Source organism: Virgisporangium aliadipatigenens, from assembly GCF_016863615.1.
Lineage (GTDB): Bacteria > Actinomycetota > Actinomycetes > Mycobacteriales > Micromonosporaceae > Virgisporangium > Virgisporangium aliadipatigenens.
Map to the genome: position 1 here is coordinate 1 of NZ_BOPF01000030.1, position 24,645 is coordinate 24,645.

Consider the following 24,645-nt stretch of genomic DNA (forward strand, 5'->3'; position numbering starts at 1 on the left):
CGCTAGGCCCCTCCTTCGGGAGGGGCCTAGTTGCATTTCTCCGAAGGAGAAGCAGTCCCGAAGCCCGTGTGCGCTTGCGCGTATTGGCCGTGCGGTGCCCGTTCCCACAAACAGAAAGGCCGCCCGGAGGCGGCCCTTGCTGATGGACGGGGGAGGACTAACCGCGGTGCAGGATCTCTGCACGGATCTTCACGAACAGGTCGCCGCTCTCGGTGACCGAGCGGTTGAGGAAGATCCCCAGGGCGAGGCTGCCGCCGTCGGCCCAGCCGCAGACGGTCAGCGCGACCCCACCGGAACTCGTGTTGCCGCACTTCATGACACCGCCGAGCGGGCCGGCGTCGACCTTGCGGACACCGGACACCGCCAGCGCGCTGCTGAACGCGCCGTCGAGCTCGCTCTCGGGGTCGGTGATGCGGGTGGTGGCGCCGACCAGGCCGACGATCTTCTGCACGTCGCCGTCGGGCGCGTAGTAGGCCGCGATGGCGCTGTCGGCGTCGGTGGAGTTCTTGATTTTCGTGGCCGTCTCGTCCGCGGTCTTCTGCAGGTCCGCGTCGTCGACCTTGGTCATTCCGGCGACGGTCGCCGGAAGGCTGATCGTCGCCGGGTACTCCGGGGCCGGCCCGGTCTTCGACGGGGACGCCTCGGGGGACGCGCCGGCCGAGGCCGCGGTGCCGGGACCGTTGGCGACCGGTTCGTCGTCGTCGCGCAGGAGGGCGACGCTCGCGATCGCGGCGATGAGTAGGACCAGCACGCCGCCGGAGGCCACGAGGGCGATGAGACCGTTCTTGCTGCGGGCCGGCGCCGGCGTCGCGTACGGCTGCGCCACCTGGTACGCGGCCTGCGGTTGCTGCGGGTATCCCTGGTCGTAGGACGGCGCAACCGGTTGCTGCTGCGTCGGGCCGTAGGGGCCCTGGTACGGCTGGCCCGAGTACGGCGGCTCCGTCGTATACGACTCCTGCGGATATCCGGGGGGGCCGCTCTGCGGATAGGACGGGCCACCGCTCTGCGGGTATGCGGGGCCGCCGCTGTAGGGCACGCCGGACGACGGATTGGTGCCGTACGGATCGGGTGCCGGCCCGCCGGGGTACCCGCCGTACTGCGGCTGGTTCTGCCCGGGCTGCCCGTAATAGGGCTGACCGGACGAGGGGTGCGACACGGAGTCCCTCCACGACGTCGTTGTATCTGTCTTGCCGACAAGTGTCCTGCTCACACGGGCTTCATCAGTACCCACGCAGTGCCATCCGGCACGGTTCAGGGAGTTGACGCCCTCCAGCATCATGGGCCAAACGGACGCACCGGAAGAATCAGCCGACTGTGTGCCGCTCATTGCCGACCGGCCGGACGTGCGGGCGGGTGCGGCCTGCGGTGACGCCGGGGAAAAAGGTGTCGGACGGCGCCCGTAGACTCGGCTGGTGAGCGATACGACACCCACCGCCGCGCGGGAGCTGTCCGCGCAGTACCAGCCCGCCGAGGTCGAGCAGCGACTGTACGAGGGCTGGGTAGCGGCGGGTGTATTCGCGGCCGACCCCGCTTCGGACAAGCCGCCGTTCGCGATCGTGATCCCGCCGCCCAACGTCACGGGCTCCCTGCACATCGGCCACGCACTCGACCACACCATCCAGGACTCGCTGATCCGCCGCCGGCGCATGCAGGGCTACGAGGCCCTGTGGCTGCCCGGCATGGACCACGCCGGGATCGCCACCCAAAACGTGGTGGAGCGCCAACTCGCCGCGTCCGGGCAGTCGCGGCACGACCTGGGGCGGGAGGAGTTCGTCGAGCGGGTCTGGCAGTGGAAGGCCGAGTCCGGGGGCAAGATCCTCGGGCAGATGCGCCGGCTGGGCGACTCCGTCGACTGGGACCGCGAGCGGTTCACGATGGACGAGGGGCTGTCTCGTGCGGTGCTCACCATCTTCAAGCGGCTCTTCGACGACGGGCTGATCTACCGCGCCGAGCGCATCATCAATTGGTGCGTGCGCTGCCACACGGCCCTGTCCGACATCGAGGTCGAGCATTCCGACGACGACGGTGAGCTGGTCTCGATCCGGTACGGCGAGGGTGACCGTTCGATCGTCGTGGCGACCACCCGTGCGGAGACCATGCTCGGCGACACCGCCGTCGCGGTGCATCCCGACGACGAGCGCTACAAACACCTGGTCGGCACCCTCGTGGAGCTGCCGCTGACCGGGCGTTCGATCCCGATCGTGGCCGACCCGCACGTCGATCCGGCGTTCGGGACGGGTGCCGTGAAGGTGACGCCGGCGCACGACCCCAACGACTTCGAGATCGGGCAGCGGCACAGCCTGCCGAGCCTCACGATCATGGACGAGACCGGCATCATCACCGTGCACGGGCCGTTCGAGGGGCTGGACCGGTTCGAGGCGCGGCCGGCCGTTGTCGCCGCGCTGCGCGCCGAGGGGCGCATCGTCGCGGAGAAGCGGCCGTACGTGCACGCCGTCGGGCACTGTTCGCGCTGCGGCACGACCGTGGAGCCGCGGCTGTCGCTGCAGTGGTTCGTCAAGACGGCACCGCTGGCGCGCGCCGCGGGCGACGCCGTGCGCGACGGGCGCACCCGGATCGAGCCGCCGGAGCTGGCCAAGCGGTACTTCGCGTGGGTCGACAACATGCACGACTGGTGCATCTCCCGCCAGCTCTGGTGGGGGCACCGGATCCCGGTCTGGTACGGGCCGGCCGGCGAGGTGCGCTGCGTCGGACCCGACGAGGAGCCGCCGGGCGAGGGCTGGACGCAGGACAACGACGTGCTCGACACGTGGTTCTCCTCGGCGCTGTGGCCGTTCTCGACGCTGGGGTGGCCCGCTGACACGCCCTCATTGGCGAAGTTCTATCCGACGAGTGTGCTCGTCACGGGGTACGACATTCTCTTCTTCTGGGTCGCCCGGATGATGATGTTCGGGCTCTACGCGATGGAGGGGCGGCAGCCCTTCGACGTGGTGGCGCTGCACGGGATGGTGCGCGACCAGTACGGCAAGAAGATGTCGAAGTCGTTCGGCAATGTGGTGGATCCGCTGGACTGGATCGAGCGGTTCGGTGCCGACGCCACCCGGTTCACGCTGGCGCGGGGCGCCAACCCCGGTGCGGACGTGCCGGTGTCCGAGGAGTGGTGTCAGGGTTCGCGCAACTTCTGCAACAAGTTGTGGAACGCCACGCGGTTCGCCCTGATCAACGGCGCGACGGTCGAGGGTGACCTGCCCTCCGCCGCGGAGCTGTCCACTGTGGACCGCTGGATCCTGTCCCGACTGGCCGACGTGACCGAGACGGTGGACCGGCACTTCGAGGCGTTCGAGCTGGCCAAGGTCTGCGACGTGCTGTACCACTTCGCGTGGGACGACGTCTGCGACTGGTACGTCGAGCTGGCCAAGCCGGTGCTGACCGGGGAGGACGCCGCGGCTGCCGGGCGCACCCGGCGGGTGCTCGGGCACGTGCTCGACGCGCTGCTGCGGCTGCTGCACCCGGTGGTGCCGTTCGTGACCGAGGAACTGCGCACGGCCCTGGTGCCGGGTGGGGGTTCCATCGTGACGGCCGCGTGGCCCGCCGCTTCCCCCGAGGCGCGGGACACGGCCGCGGAGGCAGAGGTCGCCGGGCTGCAGCGGGTCGTCACCGAGGTGCGCCGGTTCCGGGCCGACCAGGGGCTGCGGCCGGGGCAGCGGGTGGCCGCCCGGATCGACGGGCTGGAGGGTGCCGGGCTTTCCGCGCACTCCGTGCTGATCAGGTCGCTGGCGCGGCTGGACGAGCCCGGCGACGGGTTCGCCGCCACGGGCACCGTCGCCGTGGGCGGTGGGGTCGAGGTGGCGCTGGACACGCGGGGCTCGATCGACGTGGCGGCCGAACGCGCGCGGCTCACCAAGGACCGGGCGGCGGCCGAGAAGGAGATCGCGCAGTGTCGGGCGAAGCTGGACAACCCGGCGTTCACCGAGAAGGCTCCGGCGCCGGTGGTCGGGAAGATCAAGGAACGGTTGGCGGCCGCGGAAGCGGATCTCGCGCGGGTGTCGGCGCAGCTGGCGGCGTTGGCGGGATGATCGGGGCGGGCCCGGGCGTCGACCCGGGCCGGGACGAGGCGTTTCGGCCGGGCACAGCGTCCGGCGGCCCGGCCGTGCCGGTCGGTGGTGCTCCGGCGGTGCGGGGCGATCGGGGCGACGGTGCTCGCGGCGGTGATGATCGGTCGCCGGGCGGTGGGACTGCTGCCGGCCGCGGTGCTGCTCCGGCGGTGCCGGGCGAGCGCGGCGGCGGTGGTCGCGGCGCAGACGGCCGGTCGGCGGGGCGGGGCGTGGATTCGCGGGACGATCGGCCGGTCGAGCTCGTCATCGACGGCGGGGCGCGCGAGTGGGCGCGCCTCGACGCGGCCCATCGCAGCGGCGACCTCGACGACGCCGGCTGGTTCGCGGCGGCGCAGGCCGTCCTCGTGCCGGCCTACCTCGCCGGCGACAATCCGCGCGCCCAGTCGGGCCACTCCGGCGACGAGGCCCGCTGGGAGGAGGCCCGCCGGCACATTCTCGCGGCGGTCGACCGTCCCGGCGATCTCCTCGACGTCGGATGCGCCAGCGGGCACCTGATGGAGTCGCTGCACCGGTGGTCCTCCGGCGCCGTCGAACCGTACGGGCTCGAGCTGTCCCCGGAGCTGGCCGATCTTGCGCGCCGGCGGCTGCCCGCCTGGGCACCCCGGATCTGGATCGGCAACGCGCTTTACTGGATACCGCCGGCCGGACGACGGTTCGACTATGTGCGCACCGGGCTGGACTACGTGCCGGCCGTCCGGCGGGCCGACCTGATCGCACACCTGCTGCGGCATGTCGTCGCGAGGCGGCTCGTCGTGGGGTCGTTCAATGAGGAAAACGCCGAACGGACCACGGAGCGGGACGTGACGGCGATGGGATACCGGATCGCGGGTCGGGACGAGAGACCGCACCCCGATCCGCGCGTGACAAGGCGGGTGTTCTGGATCGATGTCTGACTCAGCACGGGAGGCGTACCGCGCGGCCGAGGAGGAGCTGGCCGATCGCGGATACACCCGCATGGTCTTCGAACTGGGCCGCATCGAGGCGCTGCTCGACCTGCTCGGCAGCCCGCAGCGGGCGTATCCGGCGATCCACCTGACGGGCACGAACGGCAAGACCTCCACCGCCCGCATGATCGATTCGCTGCTGCGGGCGCACGGGTTGCGCGTCGGCCGCTACACGAGCCCGCACCTGGAGACCGTTCGGGAGCGCATCAGCATCGAGGGCGAACCGATCAGCGAGGCGCGGTTCGCGGAGATCTACGCGGAGGTGGCGCCGGTCGCGTCGTTCGTCGACGGGCAGGTCGACGAGCCGCTGACGTACTTCGACCTGACGACGGCGCTGGCGTTCGCGGCGTTCGCGGACGCGCCGGTGGACGTCGGCGTGGTGGAGGTGGGGCTCGGCGGCGTCGACGACTCCACGAACGTCATCCAGGCCGGCACCTGCGTCATCACCCCCATCGGGCTGGATCACACCGAGTGGCTCGGCGACACCCTCGAGGACATCGCGCTGGCGAAGGTCGGCATCGTCCACAAGGGAGCGACGCTGATCTGCGCGGCGCAGCCGCCCGAGGCGATGGAGCCGATCCTGCGGCACTGCGCCGAGATCGACGCCACCATCGCGCGGGAGGGGTCGGAGTTCGGGGTGCTGCGGCGTTCGGTCGCGGTCGGCGGCCAGGTGCTGACGCTGCAGGGGCTGAGCGCCACCTACGAGGACGTGTTCCTGCCGCTGCACGGCGCCCACCAGGCGCAGAACGCCGCGCTCGCGCTCGCCGCCGTCGAGGTGTTCCTGGGCGGCAAGCGGGTCCTGGATCCCGAGGTCGTGCGGGAGGGCTTCGCCGGTGCGTCGTCGCCGGGTCGCCTCGAACGGGTGCGCAACGCCCCGACCATCCTGCTCGACGCGGCGCACAACCCGGCCGGGGCGGCGGTGACGGTGACGGCGCTGCAGGAGGAGTTCGACTTCCGGCGGTTGATCGGTGTCGTGGCGGTGCTGGCCGACAAGGACGCCCAGGGCATTCTCGAGGTGCTGGAGCCGGCGTTCGACGCGATCGTCGTCACACGCAACACGTCGCCGCGGGCGATGTCGGCCGCTCAGCTCGGCGAGATCGCCGTGGAGATCTTCGGCGAGGACCGGGTGCGGGTTCAGCCGTCGCTGCCGGACGCGATCGAGGCGGCCGTCGCGCTCGCCGAGGACACCGAGAACACGGCCATGGGCGGCTCGGGCGTGGTGATCACCGGTTCGGTGATCACGGTCGCGGACGCGCGGAAGCTGCTGGTGCGGTGAGCACGCCCTCTTCCAAACCGTCGGGGTTGCGCAACCCGGGCGCGGCCGTGCGGGGGATCGGCGCCGGTGCGCTCGCCACGATGGCGGTGGTGCTGCTGATGGCGATCGTTCCGCTGATCAGGTTGGACGTGCCGGGTGGGGCGGTGGCGACCGTCGTGGTGCTGGTGGTCGTCGCCGTCGTGCTGTGCGGGATGCTCGGGCGGGCGTGGGCGTGGTGGGCCGGCTGGGTGGTGCCGGTCGCTCTTCTCGTCTCGGGCATCTGGTGGAACGTCGTATTGACCGTCCTCGCCGTCGTCTTCGGCCTGCTCTGGGGCTATGTGCTGTATGTGCGCAGGAGCGTGCTAACGACGTAGTTCCCAGCGGGTGATCGCGATGGCGTGGCCGTCGGGGTCGCGGAACTGGGCTGCCCACAGTTCGTACTGCTCGCCCTGGTTGACGACGGTCGGCGGCAGGACGAACTCGACGCCCCTCTCGCGCAGCGCGTTGTAGGTGGCGTGCACGTCGGCGACCTCCATGTTGAGGTGGATCACCGCCTGGTTGAGCAGTGGCCGTTTGGCCTCGCGGTGCAGTTTCACGCGCGCGTCGCCCCTGGCCAGCACCGCCGAACGTGGGCCCGACTCGACCTCCTCCATGTCCAGCACGTCCCGGTAGAACGCCACGGAGCGGGCCAGTTCACGCACGACGAGCGTGACGCTCTCGCCGCCGACGGTGCCGAGCTGGGACATGCTCGCGGACGGCGCGGCGAGGAACCGTTCCGGGCCGGTGGGTGCGTCGTCCCCGTCGGGCAGCCGGGACTCCGGAGGGAGCGCGCCGGTCAAGGGATCGTCGTCGCGCGGGGCCGGGATGGTCTCGGCGTGGCGTGGGGAGTGTGTGACGTACGACGTCGAACGTCGTCGCGGCAGCGGCGGGGGTTCCTCGGCGGGTGCCGTCGTCTCCGGCTCCGCGGCGGCGGCGTCATCGCCCGCGGCGGCTGGAGCGGCGTCTCGGCTCGCGGCGGTCGGGGCGGCTGCGCCGGAAGTGGCGGTGCCGTCGGTGCCGTCAGCGGCGTCGGTGGCTTCCGGGGTGGTGGCGTGCGTGTCGGTGGCAGGGGTGTCGCCGCCGTCCGTGGTGGCGTCGCCGGCGCGGCCGAGCGGGTGCCCCGGTGGGTCGGTGCGACCCGAGCGTCCGGTCTCGTCGGAGCCGGCGAATGCGCGCGGGGAGGCCTCGTCGGTGGGCGTCGACCGCGCGGCGCCGTCCGCACGGTCGAGGCCGCCGCTGCGTTCGTCCGCGTCGGCAGTGGTGTCGGTGTGGTCCGCGTCGGGCGCCGGGCCTGCCGGGCGGCGGACCGGTGCTTCGTCGGGGCTGAGCGGCCGTAGCGACAGCTCGATAGTGGCCGGGCCGGAGCTCGCCGGCGGGGTGTCCGGAGCGGCGGCCGGCTCGTCCGCGAACGCGCCCTCCGCCTCGTAGTCGTAGGGCTCCTCGACGAAGGCCGCCTCGGCCTCGTGGTCGTACGGCACCTCCGGGCCGGCCGGCGGCGTGGGAGCGGGCCGCTCCAGCGTGTTGGAGTAGCCGTTCACCCGGGAAGGGTCGTCGACGACCACCGTCTCGACGGCGATGCCGACCGGCGGGCCGGCGTCGGCACCGGGCCGGCCGGCGAAGTCGCGGTCATCGACGTCATCGACGTCGTCGGGCTCGTCGACGTCGGGGGAGAAGGCCTCGGCGTCGAACCCGGGGCCCGCCCCGGGCGGGGCCCCGGCCGACGGCCCGTCCTCGGTGCCGCCGGGTACCCGCCATACCGGCGCGATGGTCGAACGCGGCACCTCCGCGACGGGTGCGGCCTCGCCGGGCGGCGGGGCGCCGACAGTGGTTCCCGCGGGGGAGGCCGCGTCGTCGGAGTCGAGGCGATCAAGGAGGCCGTCGTCCGGCGCCGACGCGGTCGCCGGGTCATCCGCCGTGACGGCCGTCCCCGAAGCCGCCGCGCCGGCCGGAGCGTCCGCGGCGGAGGAACCGGGGGAGGCGGGCGTCCCGAAGGTCGACGAGGGCGCCGGTCCGGTGGCGGCGGAGAGCGCCGAACCGGACTCCGCGGCGGCGGCCCCCGAGACGGCGGTGCGGAACGGCAGTTCCTGCTCGCGATCGGGTGCGCTGCTCGGCGGCACCGGCTGCGCCAGCGGTTCCCAGATGTCGCCCGCCGGCGTCGATGCCGCGATCTCCGCGTTGTTGTCGTCCGGCGCGTAGTAGTCGGAGGCGTACGGGTCGGGCGTGTAGGTGTCGTCCTCGGAGTAGCGGCCGCCGGCGTACCGGTCGTCGGGCGGAGTGTCCTCGGTGGGAGAGGCGTCGGTGGGAGAGGCGTCGCCCTCCAGGTCGTACGGCACGTCGGTGCCCGAACGGCCGGCCGCGAACGCGAACGGCTCCTGCGGCGGCGGGGGCGCCTCGACCGGCCGGCGGTGCTCCTCGGCGGTGTCCCACACCTTGGCGGCGCGGCGCGGCGGGTCGATGATCGTGCCGGTCAGCACGGGGCCGCCGCTGTCGCTGTCGCGCGGCTGCCCGTGGTCGCCGGCGAGCAGGTCACCGCTCATGACGTCGAGGTCGCTGGGCTCGGGGCGGGACTCCGGGCGTTCCGGATAATCGGAGACGCGCGGAGCGGGACTGACCGGCGGCGGCACGGCGGCCGCGTCCTCGGGGTCGGTGACCGGCAGCGGCCAGGAGGGTGGCGGCTGGGCGGGCGACGTGGGGGCGGTCTCGACCGGCTCGTCGGCGTAGCGCGGGCCGATGGTGTGCGCGCCGGCGGCGGCCGCGACGGGGGTCTCGTCCGGCGCGCGTCGCGGCCGTGGACGCTTGCGGCCCGGGGAGGGGCGGCGCGGCGGGGCGGCGACCACGACGGGCGGCGGAACGGCCACCTCGACGGGCTCGACCTCCTGCGCCTGCATGACGATCACCGGCGCCGATGCGGTGCGGTCGTCGATCTCGACCTCGGCCGGCGGCTGCGGAACGGGCGGCAGCGGGCTGCCCGGCATCGCGACGACCACCGGGTCGTACTCGTCCACGTCGACGGCGGGCGGGACGCTGGTGACGTGCTCGGGGAAGAGTTCCTCGCCGGCGAGTGCGTGGGTGGCGATCCGGTCCCACAGCACCTTGACCTTGCGCGCGTTGTTGGCGGCGACCTCGACCGGCAGCGTGGCGCCGTCGTCCGGCCATTTGCTGATCGGAACGGCCGGGTCGAGCACCCGCACCGCGACCCCGTCGATGCCGTGGGCGTAGACGGACAGGTGCAGTTCGCAGCGGCCGACGGTGCCGGAGGAGGGCGGCGGAGAGGCGCTGTGCACATGGGCGGTGCCGTAGACCCATTCGTGCTCGCGCCCACGCACGGCGGTGACGACGAGCAGCACCGGCCCGAGAACGCCGATCGCGACGCCCAGGGCCATGATGCCGGGGTTGCCGAGGCCGATGCCGAAGCAGAAGACGAACAACCCGAGCGCGATCAACCCGACGGCGATGAATGCGCGCCCGTGCGACAGCGAGTAACGATTGCTGTTGGCCAACGTCTTCCTCCCCATCGGCAACAAGTTCGAGGCTAGGCCCCCGAGGGAGAACGCGAAAGCCGACGCAGCGGCGGCGGACGAAGCAATTCCGCAAATAGTTCGCGTGATTAGTTCTTGCGGATCTGCCAGACGGCGAAATCGTCGACGCGGGGGCAGGCGAGGTACACGTCGACGGCCGCGCACCCGCTCGAACGGATCGCCGTGCGGCCGACCTCGGTGCGGAAGTCCCAGCCGAGGTCGATGCCGGTGAGCGTGACCGGTTCGGCGGCGGTGGTCAGCGCCGACAGTTGCAGAACGGCGTCGGCGTCGACCGGGAGCATCGCGCCGTTGAACTTGATCGACTTGCCGCCCCGGTCGACGGCGACGGTGCGGGCCGCGTTGTCCTGCCGCGTCGGCACGAGCAGATATTCGTCGGAGTACGGAACCGATGCGGCCGGCGCGGCGAAGGGCACCGGCGTGCGGGTTTTGCGGTCGACGCCGTGCACGGCGAGTTCGCGGCTGGACGGGTCGCCGGGGCGCTGGTCGATGACGCAGGGATCCTGGCCGCAGTGGCCGACCCAGAAGGGTTCGCGGTCGCCGCCGCTGGCCAACTGGCCGGCTCCGGAGAGGAGTTGGTAGCCCGTCTTCTTCTCGGCGAGCAGAACGTCTCCGGTGCTGGTCACCTCGACGAGTTCGGGGGGCAGGTCGGTGGGGATCGTGGTGGGTAGTGCGGTGGGTGCGGATTCGCCCTGGTACCACCAGAGTTTTCCGTCGCGGTCGGCGAAGTGCGCGGCGTCGGTGGGCAGTTCGGGGCGGTCGAGGGCGCGGGCGCCGGCGGGCAGGCGGTGCGCGGTGCCGTCCTTGACGGTTCCGTCGCCGTCGACGGTGAGCGCGCTGACGGTGCCGGCCGTGGTCTGGATCCAGTACAGCTCGACGTTGTCGGGGAAGCCGGTGCTGGGGGTTCGCAGCAGCAGGAGGTCGTTGCCGCCGATGCTCTTCTGCGCCGCCTTCCCGGTGGCGCCGTTGGCGAACACCGCGAGCCGCTTGCCGTCCCGGCCGGGCACGGCGATCGCCACGACCCAGTCGCGCGCGACGCGGACGGATTCCCACGAGGTCGCGGTGGCGGTCCGGACGCGGTCGACCTCCTTGTCGGTCAGTCCGTAGCGTGCGACCTCGAGACTTCCGTCGGTCCGTTGCGCCACCGCCGTGATCGAGTCGATTCCGGGGAACGCCTTGCGCACGCCGTTCGCCGCGAGATCGTCGAACGTGATCTTCGCGCTCTCGCCCAGCGGCTGGAACGACGCCTCCGGCCAGAACGCCTTGTACAGCGCTCCGCCGCAGCCCCCGCAGATCATCACGATCACCAGCAGGATGACCGGCCAGGTGCGGTACTTCGGCCGGGGCGGCAGGGGCCGGCCGGGCGGCTGCACGGCCTGGGCCGCCGGCGCCCCGCCGAACCCGTAGGGCGGCGCACCCCGCGGCGCGGCGGGAGCCGGCGGGGCCGACTGCGGATAGGCCGGCTGCGCGTACGCCGGCTGCGGGGCGGGCGACACCGGACCGGTGGAGTGCGGCGCGGCCGGCATGCCGGAGATCGGCAGCCCGGTGACGGGTGTGCCGGAGCTGGGCGCCTCGACCGTGCGCCCGTCCAGGAGCGCACCCTCGGCGACCGGGAGTTCGGGCTGGTCGAGAACGGTCGGGGCGACCCCGAGCCGGGTGTGCAGGATGCGGCTCACCAGCGGGACGCGGCTGCTGCCGCCGACCAGGAACACGTCGCTCAGGTGTGCGGGGGTGAGCCCGGCGCCGCGCAGGGTCTCCTCGACGGCGTCGACGGCGCGGGTGACGAGCGGGGTGGCGAGGTGTTCGAGCTCGTCGCGGGTGACGTGCAGGGCGGTGCTGACGCCGGGCACCGGCACGGGTGCGGAGGCGCTGCGGGAGAGCATCTCCTTGGCGGCCCGCACGTCGTCCCAGAACGTCTGCCGGTGCCGGCGGTCGATGGCCTCGGTGGGCCGGCTGATGGTGGCCCACACCTCGGGGTGCCGTTCGGCGACGAGCCGGCCGAGGTGCTCCACGAGGAGCGCGTCGATGTCGAGGCCGCCGAGGTCCTCCAGGCCGCCCGTGTTGGCGACGACCAGGGTGGAACCGTCATTGCGGATCAGCGCGACGTCGAGCGTTCCCCCGCCCAGATCGAAGATCGCGAGAACCTTGCCGGGCGGGACCGGCCGGCCCAGCGCGACCGTGAAGTACCACGCGGCGGCGACCGGCTCCGGCACCAGTCGAACATCCGACCAGCCGGCCCGGGCGGCGGCGTCGCGCAACACCTGGCGGCGGTTGGCGCCCCACTCCGCCGGGCAGGTCAGCGCGGCCGGTGGCAGATGGCCGGCGGTCTCGGTGGCGACGCGGGCGACCTGGTGCAGCGGCGCGGCGAGCAGGTCCACGACCTCGATCGGCCGGTCCCCGAGCAGAACGGCCCCGTCGTCGACCCGCCGCTTCGGGTTGGGCTCGTAGCGGGCCGGGTCCAACTGGGCGTGGCGCTGGGCGTCGCGGCCGGCCAGGAGCCCGCCGGTGTCGTCGAGGAACACGGCGCTGGGCAGGATGGGCTGGCCGTCGAAGAGGAGCGGCCGGCTGCGGCCGTCGGGCCAGTGCAGGACGGCGACGGTGTTCGACGTCCCGAGATCGATACCGAGCGTGTGGCCGCGTGGATCAACGCTCACGGATGGCGATACTACGACGCCCGCGCACCTGTCCACGCACGGCGGCGGGTGGACCGCGATCGATCCACCCGCCGTGAGAACGCCGTCACTGGGAAGGCTCGCGCGGCTCCGGCGGCTCGCTCCCGCCGAGAACGGGCGGCGGCACGTCGGAGTCGTCGCCCCAGACCAGCCGGTCCTCGGTGAGCCAGGTGTCGTACTCGGCCGTCTCGTCGGGCGCCGCGCCGCGCCCACCCGTCGCGGCGGTCGGACGTCCGGCTCGCTGGGCCGGTGCCGGCCGGTTGCCCGGGGCGGATCCGGTGCCGGTCCGGGCCGCGGCTGTGCCGGAGGGGCCGCGCATCGCCGAGCGGTCGGTGCCGGTCTCGCCGCGCGTGCCGCTCGTGGGCCGGCGGGGTGCGCTCGCCGCGCGGGTGCCCCCGGTGCCGCGCCCCACCCCGGAGGCCGAACGCGTGTCGACGCCGTGGCCGGGGCCGGCCGGGGTGCCGCCGAGCGGGGTGCCGGTGCCCAGCTGGCCGGCGCTGAGCGAGGTGCCGGCGCCGGCGGTGCCCAGCCCGGCGACCGGTCCGCCGGTGCCGGCGCCGAGTCCGGCACCGGCGCCCGCGAGGGACGTGTCGGGGCCGGCGCTGACCGGGACGACGGCGCCGTCGGTGAGGGCCGGGTCGGTGCCGCCCGGTCCGACGTCGGGGCCGCCGGAGACCTGGCCGGGCAGGTCGACGCCGCTGGTCTGCTCGTTGCCGGGCGCGTGCGTGCGGTACAGCAGGCTCGGGTCGGTGGCGCCCGGCCCGAACCGGTTGCCGCCGGTCTGGTCGACGCTGCCGAGCGGCATCTCGATCGGCGGCTCGGGCACCGGGTAGAGCTGGACGTTGCGGACCTCGAGGTACTGGTTGGAGAGGCCCTCGACGAGTTGGATCATGCGGTCGTGGGCCGCCTTCTTCTCCTTCTCGTCCTGGTCGTGCCCGTTGAACGCGCCGATGACGCCGCCGGTGATCATGCCGGGGAGCCCCGCGACGGCGCCCGTGCTCGCGCCGTCGACCGCGCCGGCGAGCAGCTTGTCGTGGTCGTCGTGCTTCTCCGGGCTCTCCGCCACCGCCTGGGCGTCACGCAGGTTGTTGCCCATGACGATGAGGGCGAAGCCGGTCTCGTTCTGGCTGACGGACAGCTCGCGGGCGTACCGGCCGATGGCGCCGACGCGCGTGACGTACTCGACGCCGGCGGGGCTGTGCCATCCGGCGGCGACCTGCTTGAGCGTGCGCGTGAACGAGTCCGCGATGGCGGCGGTGATCTCGTACGCGGTGCTCCAGCCCAGGGCGGTGTTGAACACCTCGGGCGGATTGCCGGCGAGCAGCTGCCGGTACAGCTCCTCGTGCGACTTGCCGTCGTAGCGGCCGTCGGCGTGTTCGCGGATGCGGCCCTGCTCCTCAGCCATCGTTGCCCCCGTTCAGCGCCGCGGCCACGCCACCGAGCACGTTCTCGATGTCCTTGGAGTTGGCGTTGTTGCGGGCCTCGGTGCTGGTGTAGTTGGTGATGATCGTGTCGGTGGCCCGCTGCGCCGCCTCGATCGCCGAGATGAGCCGGCGGACGTTGGCGACCTGCGTGGCGTGCCGGGTCGCGTGCTGACCGGACGTGGTCCCCGCGTCGTAGAAGCCGCCCAGCGGTAGCGACGCCGGGACCTGGTCCCGAAGATGGGCCAGGAGCCCGTTGGCTTCCTTCAGACGGTTGTCGAGCGTCTTGCGGAAATCCTCCAACGACAAAATGTCGATGTTGGTCGATTGATCAACCATCGACAGCCCCCCGTTCTCTGCGGTGGTTGCCATGTATTCCTAGATGGGTCTCTAGGGGGATACGCCGGCCCGCGTATCACGGTTCACTGGCACCAAGGCTAGTTCCTTGGCGCCAACCATATCGGTCGGGGGCACTTCGAGCAGCATCTATTACCGAGTGTGTCAACGTGATGACGATGCCGCCGGGGCAGAACGGGACGGCGGTGACGAACTCGGCGCGGCGGACGGCGGGGTCGGTGATCGACTCGGCGTCGGACTCGGCGGGGGTGTCGGCGTCCCGGCACCGCCGCCGCTGCCGTTGCCGCCGGAGGGCGTCGGACCTGCCGGCGTCGGCCGGAAGAACTGCCCCGCCGCGGCCGGGTCGAGCGTCGGCCCCGACGGCACCAGCGCGAGCAACTGCGCCGGAACGGGCACCGGCGCGTACCCCGCGAAGCCGAGCGCCTCCTGGGCGCGCACCTGGCCGGAGTCCTTGAGCGCGTACCGGATGCCGAGATCGGTGATCAGGTACACCGTCCCGTTGGCGTTGACGCCCGGCACCGGCTGCTCCCGCACCACGGCACCGCGGCCGTGCTCGACCAGGACCCGGTCGACCGCGAGGATGCCGTCGGCGCTGACGTTCTGGTTGGTGCTCGGCGGGATGGCCAGCGACTCCGAGCCGGCGGCCTGATAGCCCACCACCGTGCTGATCTTGCCGTTGCGCTCGTCGCCGCGGAACGTCGAGCACACCATGCTCAGGTCGTTGCGGCCGGTGCTGACCTTGGGCAGTGCGGTCGGGAAGCCCTCCGGCTCGATCTTCTCCGCCAGGTTGGCGGCCTCGCCGGCCGTGATCTCCACAGCCCGGTCCGAGATGGTCAGCAGCCGCGCCGTCACGTCGCCGATCGGGGCCAGCCCCTTGGTCGTCAGCACGTAGGACGACTGGCCGCTGCGGTACACCCGGCCGATCACGCCCGGTGACCCGGCGAGACGGATCGCGCTCTGCTGGCCCTTGCCCGCGATGTCCGGCGGCACCAGGTCGGGGCCGCGCGTGATGCCGTTGACCAGCTGGGTGGCGACCGGGTAGGTCGGCGCGGCGGCCAGGTCCAGCGCGGTGAGCGTCGAGGGGTCCTTGATCTCGTAGAGCCGGTCCTGCCAGAGCAGGAACCGCTGCTGGCTGCCGCCGCGGCCGGTGGTCAGCAGCAGGGTGGTCTCGCCCGGCAGGGTGCCGCCGGCGGGTGTGCGCCCCACGAGCAGATGCGTCGTCGGCGTTTCCGAACCCTCGATGCCCGGCACGCTGCACAGCGTCCACGGCACGCCCAGCAGCGACTTCTTGTCCGGCGGCGGGTCCGGCGCACCCGGGATCCCGATCGGGTCGCCGACCGGGAACGCCGCCAGCGACCGGCGCGACATCTGCTTCACCCGCGGGCTCGGCGACCCGGCGAACAGCAGCGCGGACGACCAGTTCAGGACGGGGTGCAGGGTGCCCTCGACCATCGCGAAGCGGGCACCGGTCTCCCGCATGATCACCAGATCGCCGTTGTCGGCCTTGCCGCCGGCCGGGTTGAGGAACCCGTAGATGCCCACCACGGCGAACACGATCGCGGCGACGATCACGCCGCCGAACAGCGACAGCGCGAGCCGGCGCATCGGGCGTTCGGTGGTCTCGGGCTCACCGGACAACAGGGCGGAAACGATCCGTCGAGTGACGAACCGGTGTGCCTGCACCTGTTCATGGCGAGTCCCCATCGCACCTCCCCCGTGGCGAGCGGCGACCCTACAATACGGCGGCCGTCGTAGGCTGTGGTGGCCGTTCGGCGGTGCGGGGAGGCGACCACAAATGACGATCATCAATTCGGCATGACGGCACCACCGACCAGCCGTCCGCGGGTCGGCGGGCCGCCCGGCCCCACCGGGCCACCGGTCCGGCCGCCCGCTCCGGTCGCGCCGGCGCGCGTCCGCAAGGTGAGCCAGCGGGTCTCCACGGGACGGCTGGTGCTCTTCGAGATCGTCGCCGTCGCGGTGGCGCTGGCGGCGTTCAGCGGCTCGTCGATCGCGCTGATCGCGGTGACCGTCTGCGGCGGCGCGGTCGTCTTCGTGGCGTTCCTGCGCGGCAACGGGCGCTGGTGGACCGAGTCGCTGACGCTGCGGCGGGAGTGGCGGCGCCGGCGCGCCGTGGGTTCGCGGGTGGAGCGGGTGATCGTGGGCCACGACGACCGCGGCACGACCGTCGGCATCGGCTGTGACGAGGGCGGCTGGTACGCCGCCGTCGCGGTCGCGCCGGCCGCCGGGGTCGAGGGGCGCCGGGGCGGCGCGGTGCCGGTCGAGGCGCTCGCCGCGCTCGTGGTCGACCCGTCGGTGCCGGTCTCCGCGATCCAACTGACCAGCCTCGCCGTTCCGTCGCCGCAGTACCTGACCCCGCGCCAGTCGCCGGCCGCCGCTTCCTATGTCGAACTGGCGCGCGACCTCGTCGCCACCGGACCACCGCCGATCGAGCAGCGCGACTGGATCACCGTTCGGCTGACCGTCGACGACGCGGTGACCGCCGCGTACAGCCGGGGCGGCGGCACGGTGGGCGTGCACCGGGCGCTGACCTCGGTCGTCGGGCGGGTCGCCAAGGCGGTCAGCGGCGCGGGTGTCGACCACGAGGTGCTCGGGCCGACCGAGCTGGCCGTGGCGGTGCAGACCTGTTCGGGGATCCCGGGCGGTGCGGAGGCGGCCGTGGCCGTGCGCGAGGAGTGGACCTCGTGGACCTCGGGCGGGCTGGTCGACGTGGCGTTCGAGGTGGCGGAGTGGCCGACCCGGGACGCGGGCTCGCTGGCGGACCTGCTGCACACGCCGGCGGCGCGGATGGTGTGCGCGTTGGAGCTGCGGCCGGTGCCTCGGCGAACGCCCGCGGATCCGGGCAGCGGCGGCGGGGTGCTCGTGCGCGGCACCGTCCGGGTGGGTGCGCTGCCGCCCCGGCTGCCGGACAGCGTGCGCGCCCTCACCGAACGCGCCGACGACCTGGGGATCAAGCTGCGGCGGCTGGACGGCTGGCACGCCCCGGCCGCCTACGCGAGCGCCCCGACCGGCGGTGGGCCGTGGTGACGCGGGCGCAGCACCAGGTGGAGCCCGCGGCGGTGGGGCGGTTCATGACGGCGGGCGGCCCGACCGGCCTGCTCGTGGGCCGCGGGACCGACGGGCAGCCGGCGCTGCTGCGGATGTTCCGGGCGCAGCCGACCCGGATCACCGTGATCGGCGGCGTGTGGCTGGGGCGCCTGGTGGTGTTCCGCGCGTTGGCGCTGGGTGCCCGGGTGCTCGTGCGCACCATGGATCCGGGCCGCTGGCAGGGGCTGGGCGAGGCGGCGACCGGTTCGGCCGAACGGGTCGTGCTCGTGCAGGGCCAGCCCGGCCCGACACCCGGGTACATCGGGGAGCCGGTGCTGCACGTGTTCGACCTCGACGGGGCACGGCCGGCCGACCTGGGCCCCACCGACGCCTGGCAGACGACGTTGACCATCGGCGCGCAGGTCACCGGGGCGGCGGCCGAGGCGCTGTCGGGCTCCGACGCGGCGGTCGTGCAGCGGATGTGGCCGCAGCAGGCGGAGTACGCGGCGGTGGTGCTCGGCATCGATCCGGAGGCGGCGGCGCCGGTTGCGGACCTGCCCGACGATATGGTCGCCGTGCTGCGCTTCGGCGAGCTGAGTTTCGTGCGCCTGGTGCCGACGAGCATCGAACGGCGGATGTTCGGGGCGCCGCAGCGTTAAGGGCGTTCCCTGGGGAGGGTTTTGTGGGTCGGAAGCTTCGCAGCGCAGCCGTCGGGTGTGTGGTCGGGGCGGTGGCTGCGGTGCTCCTGCCCGTTCCCGCGACTGCCGCACCGACGGAGCAGTGGCATCTCGCGGCGCTGCGGATCCCGGAGGCGCACCAGATCACGAGCGGAACGGGCGTGGTGGTGGCCGTGATCGACAGCGGCGTGCGCCCGCACCCGGACCTCGACGGGCAGGTGCTCGCCGGCACGGACATCTCCGACAAGGACCCCTCGGAGGACAACGGGCACGGCACGGTCTGCGCGGCGCTGATCGCCGGGCGGGGGCCCGCCCCGGGCAAGATCCTCGGCATCGCGCCCGGGGCGAAGATCCTGCCGGTGCGCATCGGCAACGACGGCGGCGGCGTCGCGTTCCTCCGGCACGACGAGGCGGTGCGCTGGGCCGTCGACCACGGCGCCAAGGTGATCAACATGTCGATCGGCGTGATCGGTCGCGGGGAGGCCACCCTCGCCGACGCCGTGGCGTACGCGCTCGACCACGACGTGGTGGTCGTCGCCAGTTCCGGCAACAAGGGCGCCGACCTGGACGAGATCCCGGCGCCCGCCAACGTGCCCGGAGTGATCGCGGTCGGGGCCACCGGCCGGGACGGCAACCTCTGGGACGGCACGGTGACCGGCCCCGAACTGACCCTCACCGCGCCCGGCGTGGACCTGCCCGGCGCCTACCCGACCGACCCGGGCAAGCCCGCCCGGTACACCACGATCCCCGGCGGGACCAGCGCGTCCGCGCCGATCGTGGCCGGTGCGGCGGCCCTGGTCCGGGCGAAGTACCCGCAGTTGAGCGCCAACGACGTGATCCAGCGGCTGATCTCGACGGCCGACGACGCGGGCGAGCCCGGGCGCGACGACGAGTACGGCTACGGCCGGCTGAACATCGTGAAGGCGCTCACCGCCGACGTCGAACCGGTGACCGAGAACCCGCTCGGCGAGCCGGAGCGCACGAGCGACGTGGCGATCCCGGCACCGGAGGAGGAACGCGACGTGACCGGTGCGCTGCTCTTCGTCGCCGGCCTGTTCGGGGTCTTCCTGCTGCTGATGATCGGCCTGGTGGTGTTCCTCTTCTGGATCAACCGGCGGGCCAGCCTGCAGCGCTGATCAGCTGTCGCGGAACGTCCGGATCCAGCCGTACAGGCCGCTCACCCACACGATCAGCGGCAGCACGCTGAGCACCATCATGATCTCGATGATGTCGAGGGTGCGGCCCCACATCGGCGACGCCCGGCGGCCGGTGTCGCGCAGCGCGTAGCCGATGCTGACGCCCGCGACGACGAGCAGCGCCACCACGACCACGGCGAGCCGCACGAGCACGTCCCCGCGGGCGAACAGCGCGATCTCCAGGGCGGCGACCCCGATCACCCCGGCGGCCAGCAGCGGCAGCCGCTGACCCGTCGAGATGAACCAGCGCGCCCGGCTCAGCATCAGCAGCCCGAGCAGGCCGCACAGCACCAGCGACGGCGTCGACTCGGCAACCGCGAGCGTGACGGCGGTGCCCGCCGCGACGGCCGCGAGGGCGGCGAGCATCGCGGACAGGAAGTTGTCGGCCCGCTCGGCCATCGCCAGGACCCGCGCCCCGTCGACCGTCTCGGCGTCGGAGCGCACGTCCTCGGTGCCGGTCGGCACGGACGGCACCGGCAGCCCGGCCAGCCGGTAGGAGAACATCGGCAGCGCCGGCATCGCCAGCAGCGCGAACCCGACGACGATCGACGCCGCGCTGGCCGCCGCCGCGCCGGTGAGCAGGCTGATCGCCGCGCCGAGCGCCAGGGCGGACGCGGCGATACCGGTGCCCAGGAAGACGTGCGAGGCGGTGGCGATCATGACCGACCCGAGCGCCGAGACCAGGAGCACGGCCGTGGCCGCCACCAGCAGGTTGGCGCCGGACAGGTCGTCGACCGGCCGCTCGCCGGCGAAGACCAGCAGCCCGCCGACGAACGCGTACGCCATCGCGACCAGCGCCAGCAGGATGCCCGTCGCCCGGTCGTCGAACGCCCGCGCCGCCACCACGGCGCAGCCGAGCAGCGCGACCGTGAGCAGGAGCGCCACCAGCGCGCCCGGCAGGTGCGGCGGCCCGGCGAAGAGCACCGCGATCGCGCCGGCGACCAGGGCGAACGCGCCGAGGCCGACCCCGAACCGGCGGGTGTTGGCCGCGATCCACCGCCCCGGCCGGGTCTGGGTGGCGGTGGCCACCGCGTCGACGACGTCGTCGAAGACCGGCTCCGGGGCGGCGGCGCCGCGCGGGCGCAGGTAGAGCATGTCGCCGTCGCGGATCTCCAGTTGCAACGGCGTGCGCGCGATGTCCAGCGGCGCTCCGGCGAGCCGGGCGAGCGACCAGCCGTGCCGGCCGTCGGGGTCGTCGGCGAGCCGTTCGCCGGCGAAGCGCAGAAGTGTCGGAAGTACGTCAGCGAGCGGGACTTCGGAGGGCAGGGCGACATCGACCCGGGTCCGGGGGGCCACGATCGTCACGCGACTCAGCCCGGTGGTGCTGGTCATCGTTACTCTGCCTTTCCTCGTGGCTGCGGAGGGCTACACGCTTGTCGCGCAGGTTACCTAAGATTGGCCACTGTCCCGATGTCCAATTTCGCAGGTAGCGGGGCAGCGGGGAGGCGTTTCGTGAGTACCGTCCTGTTTCGGCGACCGCCGCGACGGTCCGGGCCGCAGTTGCCCCGTGGCGAAGTTCTGCTGGAATCCCCACCCGAACTGCCGGAGGAGCTGCCCCGCGGGTTCGGTCAGGTGCTGATGATCCTGCCGATGGTGTGCGGGGTCGGCGCGATGGCGTTCCTCTACGCGGGGCGCAGCGGCGGCGCGATGACCTGGATCGCCGGTGGGCTGTTCGGGGTGTCGATGCTGGGCATGGCCGTCGGCACGATGGGCGGCGGCGAGAACAAGAAGGCCGAGGTCGACGCCGAGCGGCGGGACTACATGCGGTACCTGGCGCAGGTGCGCCGGCGGGTGCGGCGCGCGGCCGACCAGCAGCGTTCGGCGACGCTGTGGCTGCACCCCGCGCCGGACGCGCTGTGGTCGATCGCGGCGTCCCGACGGATGTGGGAGCGGCGGCCCACCGACGACGACTTCGGGCAGGTGCGGGTCGCGGTCGGGCCGCAGAAGCTGGCCGTCGAGCTGATCCCGCCGGAGACCAAGCCGGTCGAGGATCTCGAGCCGATGTCCGCGATCGGGCTGCGGCGTTTCGTGCAGACCTTCCGGCAGGTGCCGGACCTGCCGATCGCGCTGTCACTGCGCGCGTTCGGTCGGGTCTCCGTTCGGGGGGAACGGGAGCACGCGCTCAACACGGCCCGTGCGCTGCTGGCGCAGGCGGTCACCTTCCACTCGCCGGACGACCTGCGGGTGGCGATCGTCGCCGCGAAGGAACATCAGGACAGCTGGGACTGGGTGAAGTGGCTGCCGCACGCGCAGTTCGACGCGAAGGCGGACGGCGCCGGCGCGCAGCGGCTGGTCTTCGAGTCGATGGCCGACCTGGAGTCGCTGCTCGCCGACGAGGTGGGCGGGCGGCCCCGGTTCAACCCGTCGGCCAAGCCGGTCGCCGGGGACCGCCATCTGATCGTCGTGCTCGACGGCGGCGAGGTGCCCGCGACGTGCCAACTCATCGGCCCCGGGCTGCTCGGGACGACCGTTCTGGACCTGTCCGGGGTGACGCCCCGCGACGCGGGCCGCTGGCTGCTCGCGCTCAACGTGTACGCCGACCGGATCGAGGTCAACCAGGGCAGCCGGGTCACCCCACTGGGCCGGCCGGACCTGATGCCGATCCCGGTGGCCGGCGCCCTGGCGCGGCAACTGGCGCCGTACCGGCTGTCGCAGCAGGCCCGCTCGGAGGAGCCGCTGGCGGTCAGCACCGAACTGCCGCAGCTGCTCGGCATCGGCGACGCGGCGGCCGTGGACCCGCGGCGGCACTGGCGGGTCCGGCCCACCCGGGAGAAGCTGCGCATCCCGCTCGGCAACGGGCCGGACGGCAACGTCGTCGAGCTGGACATCAAGGAGTCCGCGCTGGAGGGCATGGGCCCGCACGGGCTCATCGTCGGCGCGACCGGTTCGGGCAAGAGCGAGCTGCTGCGCACGATCGTGGCGGCGCTGGCCGTCACGCACGACTCCGAGGAGCTCAACTTCGTCCTCGTCGACTTCAAGGGCGGTGCGACGTTCGCGTCGCTGGACGCGCTGCCGCACACCAGCGCCGTGATCACCAACCTGGAGGACGAACTGCACCTGGTCGACCGCATGCAGGACGCCCTCGCCGGTGAGCTGCAGCGGCGCCAGGAGCTGCTGCGCGCCGCCGGCAACTACGTGTCGCGGCACGAGTACGAACGCGCCCGCCTGGCCGGGGAGCAGCTACGGCCGCTGCCGAGCCTCCTGGTCATCTGCGACGAGTTCAGCGAACTGCTGGCCGCGAAGCCGGACTTCATCGACCTGTTCGTGCAGATCGGCCGGCTGGGGCGTTCGCTCGGCGTGCACCTGCTGCTCGCCTCGCAGCGGCTGGAGGAGGGGCGGCTGCGCGGGCTCGACACGCACCTGTCGTACCGGATCGGGCTGCGGACGTTCAGCGCGGTGGAGAGCCGGATCGTCCTGGGCGTGCCGGACGCGCACGAGCTGCCCAACGCCCCGGGGCACGGTTACCTGAAGATCGACACGCAGACGATGCTGCGGTTCCGCGGCGCGTACGTCTCCGGCCCGTACCGGCCCACCGGTGGCGACCCGGAGGTGCGCGCGGCGGCCCAGCGGCAGGTCGTGCCGTACGTGATCCACCACGTGCCGCTGCCCGAACCGCTGCCGCAGAGCGCGCCCGAAGAGGCGGAGCCGCAGGCCGAGGGCGGCGGCAAGCAGACCACCATGCTCGACGTGATCGTCGAACGGCTGCGCGGTAACGGCACGCCGGCGCACCAGGTGTGGCTGCCGCCGCTGGACCGCCCGTCCACGCTCGACGAGCTGCTGCCGGCGCTGGCCCCGGAACGCTACCGCGGGCTGCACGCGGCGGGCTGGCCCGGCAACGGCCGGCTGGCCGCACCGGTCGGGATCGTCGACCGGCCGTACGAGCAGCGGCGCGACCCGATGGTGGTGCAGCTCGACGGCGCCGCCGGCCACGTGCTCATCGTCGGCGGGCCGCGCTCCGGCAAGAGCACGCTGCTGCGGACGTTGATCTCGTCGCTGGCGCTGACGCACAACCCGTACGAGGTGCAGTTCATGTGCCTCGACTTCGGCGGCGGCTCGCTGCGTTCGCTGGAGGAACTGCCGCACGTGTCGGGCGTCGCGACCCGGCGCAACGTGGAGGCGATCCGGCGCACCGTGGCCGAGGCCTCCGCGCTGCTCGACGACCGCGAGGCACGCTTCGCCGAACGCGGGATCGAGTCCATCGGCGCGTACCGGCGGATGCGCGCGGCCGGCGAGATCACCGACGACCCGTTCGGCGACGTGTTCGTGGTCGTCGACGGCTGGGGCACGCTGCGCGAGGACTTCGACGAACTGGAGACGCGGCTGACCCGCATCGCGGCGCGCGGTCTCGGGTTCGGGGTGCACCTGGTGATCACCGCCAACCGCTGGATGGAGCTGCGGATGAACATCCGCGACCTGCTCGGCACCCGGTTGGAGCTGCGCCTCGGCGACCCGAACGAGTCGGAGATCGACCGGCGGGTGGCGGTCAACGTGCCCACCGGCGCCCCGGGGCGCGGCCTCAGCCGGGACAAGCTGCACTATCTCGCCGCGCTGCCGCGCATCGACGGTGACGGCGACCCGGAGTCCCTGCCCGAGGGCACCGCCGACCTGGTGGCCCGGGTCGGCGAGGCCTGGCACTACCAGCCCGCCCCGCGGGTGCGCCTGCTGCCGCGCACGCTGCCGCTCGAGGAACTGATGAAGGTCGTCGACGCGGACCGGCCGGGCCTGCCGATCGGGCTCAACGAGTCGCACCTGGCACCCGTGCACCTGGATCTCGCCAACGACCCGCACCTGATCGTGTTCGGCGAGGCGGAGTGCGGCAAGTCGAACCTGCTGCGGATGATCGCCCGGGTGATCGCCGACCGGTACACCCCGCAGGAGGCGCAGCTGGTTGTCGTGGACTTCCGGCGCAGCCTCCTGGGCGCGGTCGAGGGGGATCACCTGCTCGGCTACGCCGCGTCGGTCAACGTGCTCAAGGAGATGGTGGGGGCCATCCAGGGCGCCATCGTGCAGCGCCTGCCCGGCCCGGACGCGACGCCCGAACAGTTGCGCAGCCGCAGTTGGTGGCGGGGGCCGGACCTGTACGTGCTGATCGACGACTACGACCTCGTCGCGTCGCCGGGCAACAATCCGCTCCTGCCGTTGATCGATCTGGTGTCGCAGGCGCGTGACGTCGGGCTGCACCTGATCATCGCGCGACGGATGGGCGGCGCCTCGCGCGCACTCTACGAATCGCTGCTGCAACGAATGCGTGAACTCGACGCGCCGGTCCTGATGATGAGCGGGAAACCGGAAGAGGGGGCATTGATCGGCAATCGAAAGCCCACACTGCAACCACCCGGACGGGGCACACTTTTCCGACGAAGTGATGGTGACCAGCTCATTCAGACCGCATGGTCGGCACCGTGATAGATCTGAGTCGATCACTAACGC

At 72.9% G+C, this 24,645-nt stretch carries 15 protein-coding genes; 8 read left to right on the plus strand and 7 right to left on the minus strand.

The genetic code is table 11. The features are described 5' to 3' along the window. Positions 1-157: 157 nt before the first annotated feature. Positions 158-1,156 carry a chromosomal replication initiator protein DnaA gene (locus Val02_RS32760; RefSeq protein ID WP_203903150.1) on the minus strand — a complete coding sequence of 333 codons (999 nt, stop codon included), beginning with the start codon at positions 1,154-1,156 and terminating at the stop codon, positions 158-160. Positions 1,157-1,412: 256 nt separating this feature from the next. On the opposite strand from Val02_RS32760, the gene Val02_RS32765 reads away from it, so the two are divergent. The 4 genes from Val02_RS32765 (at position 1,413) to Val02_RS32780 (ending at position 6,646) form a co-directional block, all read left to right on the plus strand. Beyond that, complete coding sequence (locus Val02_RS32765; protein ID WP_239153505.1) at positions 1,413-4,034, plus strand: valine--tRNA ligase; 2,622 nt, start codon at positions 1,413-1,415, stop codon at positions 4,032-4,034. Positions 4,035-4,282: 248 nt separating this feature from the next. Beyond that, positions 4,283-4,966 carry a class I SAM-dependent methyltransferase gene (locus tag Val02_RS32770; RefSeq protein ID WP_203903151.1) on the plus strand — a complete coding sequence of 228 codons (684 nt, stop codon included), beginning with the start codon at positions 4,283-4,285 and terminating at the stop codon, positions 4,964-4,966. Next, entirely contained in the window at positions 4,959-6,293 is a 1,335-nt protein-coding gene (locus Val02_RS32775) for a bifunctional folylpolyglutamate synthase/dihydrofolate synthase (protein WP_203903152.1), read from the plus strand. The genes Val02_RS32770 and Val02_RS32775 overlap by 8 nt, the downstream gene beginning before the upstream one ends. Continuing rightward, the gene (locus tag Val02_RS32780) at positions 6,290-6,646 is read left to right on the plus strand and encodes a DUF4233 domain-containing protein (RefSeq protein ID WP_239153506.1); all 357 of its coding nucleotides are present in this window, start codon (positions 6,290-6,292) and stop codon (positions 6,644-6,646) included. The genes Val02_RS32775 and Val02_RS32780 overlap by 4 nt, the downstream gene beginning before the upstream one ends. On the opposite strand, the gene Val02_RS32785 is transcribed toward Val02_RS32780, so the two are convergent. The 5 genes from Val02_RS32785 to eccB all read right to left on the minus strand — a co-directional run bounded on the left by Val02_RS32785 (position 6,635) and on the right by eccB (position 16,001). Beyond that, positions 6,635-9,826 carry a VOC family protein gene (locus tag Val02_RS32785; protein ID WP_203903153.1) on the minus strand — a complete coding sequence of 1,064 codons (3,192 nt, stop codon included), beginning with the start codon at positions 9,824-9,826 and terminating at the stop codon, positions 6,635-6,637. The genes Val02_RS32780 and Val02_RS32785 overlap by 12 nt on opposite strands. A 92-nt stretch (positions 9,827-9,918) precedes the next feature. Further along, complete coding sequence (locus Val02_RS32790; protein WP_203903154.1) at positions 9,919-12,501, minus strand: Hsp70 family protein; 2,583 nt, start codon at positions 12,499-12,501, stop codon at positions 9,919-9,921. An 85-nt stretch (positions 12,502-12,586) separates the two neighbouring features. Next, on the minus strand, positions 12,587-13,924 hold the full coding sequence (locus Val02_RS32795) for a hypothetical protein (RefSeq protein ID WP_203903155.1): 1,338 nt from the start codon (positions 13,922-13,924) through the stop codon (positions 12,587-12,589). Continuing rightward, the gene (locus Val02_RS32800; protein ID WP_203903156.1) at positions 13,917-14,312 is read right to left on the minus strand and encodes a DUF2563 family protein; all 396 of its coding nucleotides are present in this window, start codon (positions 14,310-14,312) and stop codon (positions 13,917-13,919) included. Before Val02_RS32800 ends, Val02_RS32795 begins: the two co-directional genes overlap by 8 nt. Positions 14,313-14,441: 129 nt before the next feature. Then, positions 14,442-16,001: a type VII secretion protein EccB gene (eccB, locus tag Val02_RS32805; protein WP_203903157.1), complete on the minus strand. Its 1,560-nt coding sequence runs from the start codon at positions 15,999-16,001 to the stop codon at positions 14,442-14,444. Positions 16,002-16,112: 111 nt separating this feature from the next. Here eccB and Val02_RS32810 point away from each other — a divergent pair, with 111 nt between their 5' ends. From Val02_RS32810 to mycP, 3 genes are all read left to right on the plus strand, one after another. Next, a complete protein-coding gene (locus tag Val02_RS32810; protein ID WP_203903158.1) occupies positions 16,113-17,342 on the plus strand; it encodes a type VII secretion protein EccE in 1,230 nt (409 codons plus the stop codon). Continuing rightward, a complete protein-coding gene (locus tag Val02_RS32815; RefSeq protein WP_203903159.1) occupies positions 17,339-18,001 on the plus strand; it encodes a hypothetical protein in 663 nt (220 codons plus the stop codon). The genes Val02_RS32810 and Val02_RS32815 overlap by 4 nt, the downstream gene beginning before the upstream one ends. Positions 18,002-18,072: 71 nt before the next feature. Beyond that, positions 18,073-19,155, plus strand: coding sequence for a type VII secretion-associated serine protease mycosin (mycP, locus tag Val02_RS32820; RefSeq protein ID WP_203903160.1), 1,083 nt, complete (start codon positions 18,073-18,075; stop codon positions 19,153-19,155). On the opposite strand, the gene eccD is transcribed toward mycP, so the two are convergent. Beyond that, on the minus strand, positions 19,156-20,547 hold the full coding sequence (gene eccD, locus Val02_RS32825; RefSeq protein ID WP_203903161.1) for a type VII secretion integral membrane protein EccD: 1,392 nt from the start codon (positions 20,545-20,547) through the stop codon (positions 19,156-19,158). 120 nt (positions 20,548-20,667) lie between these two features. Here eccD and eccCa point away from each other — a divergent pair, with 120 nt between their 5' ends. Next, a complete protein-coding gene (eccCa, locus tag Val02_RS32830) occupies positions 20,668-24,621 on the plus strand; it encodes a type VII secretion protein EccCa (protein WP_203903162.1) in 3,954 nt (1,317 codons plus the stop codon). Positions 24,622-24,645 lie beyond the last annotated feature (24 nt).

Coding starts and splice junctions, on each gene's coding strand:
- eccB (WP_203903157.1), bottom strand. CDS start 16,001: ATGGGGACTCGCCATGAACAGGTGCAGGCACACCGGTTCGTCACTCGA.
- Val02_RS32795 (WP_203903155.1), bottom strand. CDS start 13,924: ATGGCTGAGGAGCAGGGCCGCATCCGCGAACACGCCGACGGCCGCTAC.
- eccD (WP_203903161.1), bottom strand. CDS start 20,547: ATGACCAGCACCACCGGGCTGAGTCGCGTGACGATCGTGGCCCCCCGG.
- Val02_RS32775 (WP_203903152.1), top strand. CDS start 4,959: ATGTCTGACTCAGCACGGGAGGCGTACCGCGCGGCCGAGGAGGAGCTG.
- Val02_RS32800 (WP_203903156.1), bottom strand. CDS start 14,312: ATGGCAACCACCGCAGAGAACGGGGGGCTGTCGATGGTTGATCAATCG.
- Val02_RS32810 (WP_203903158.1), top strand. CDS start 16,113: ATGACGGCACCACCGACCAGCCGTCCGCGGGTCGGCGGGCCGCCCGGC.
- Val02_RS32785 (WP_203903153.1), bottom strand. CDS start 9,826: ATGGGGAGGAAGACGTTGGCCAACAGCAATCGTTACTCGCTGTCGCAC.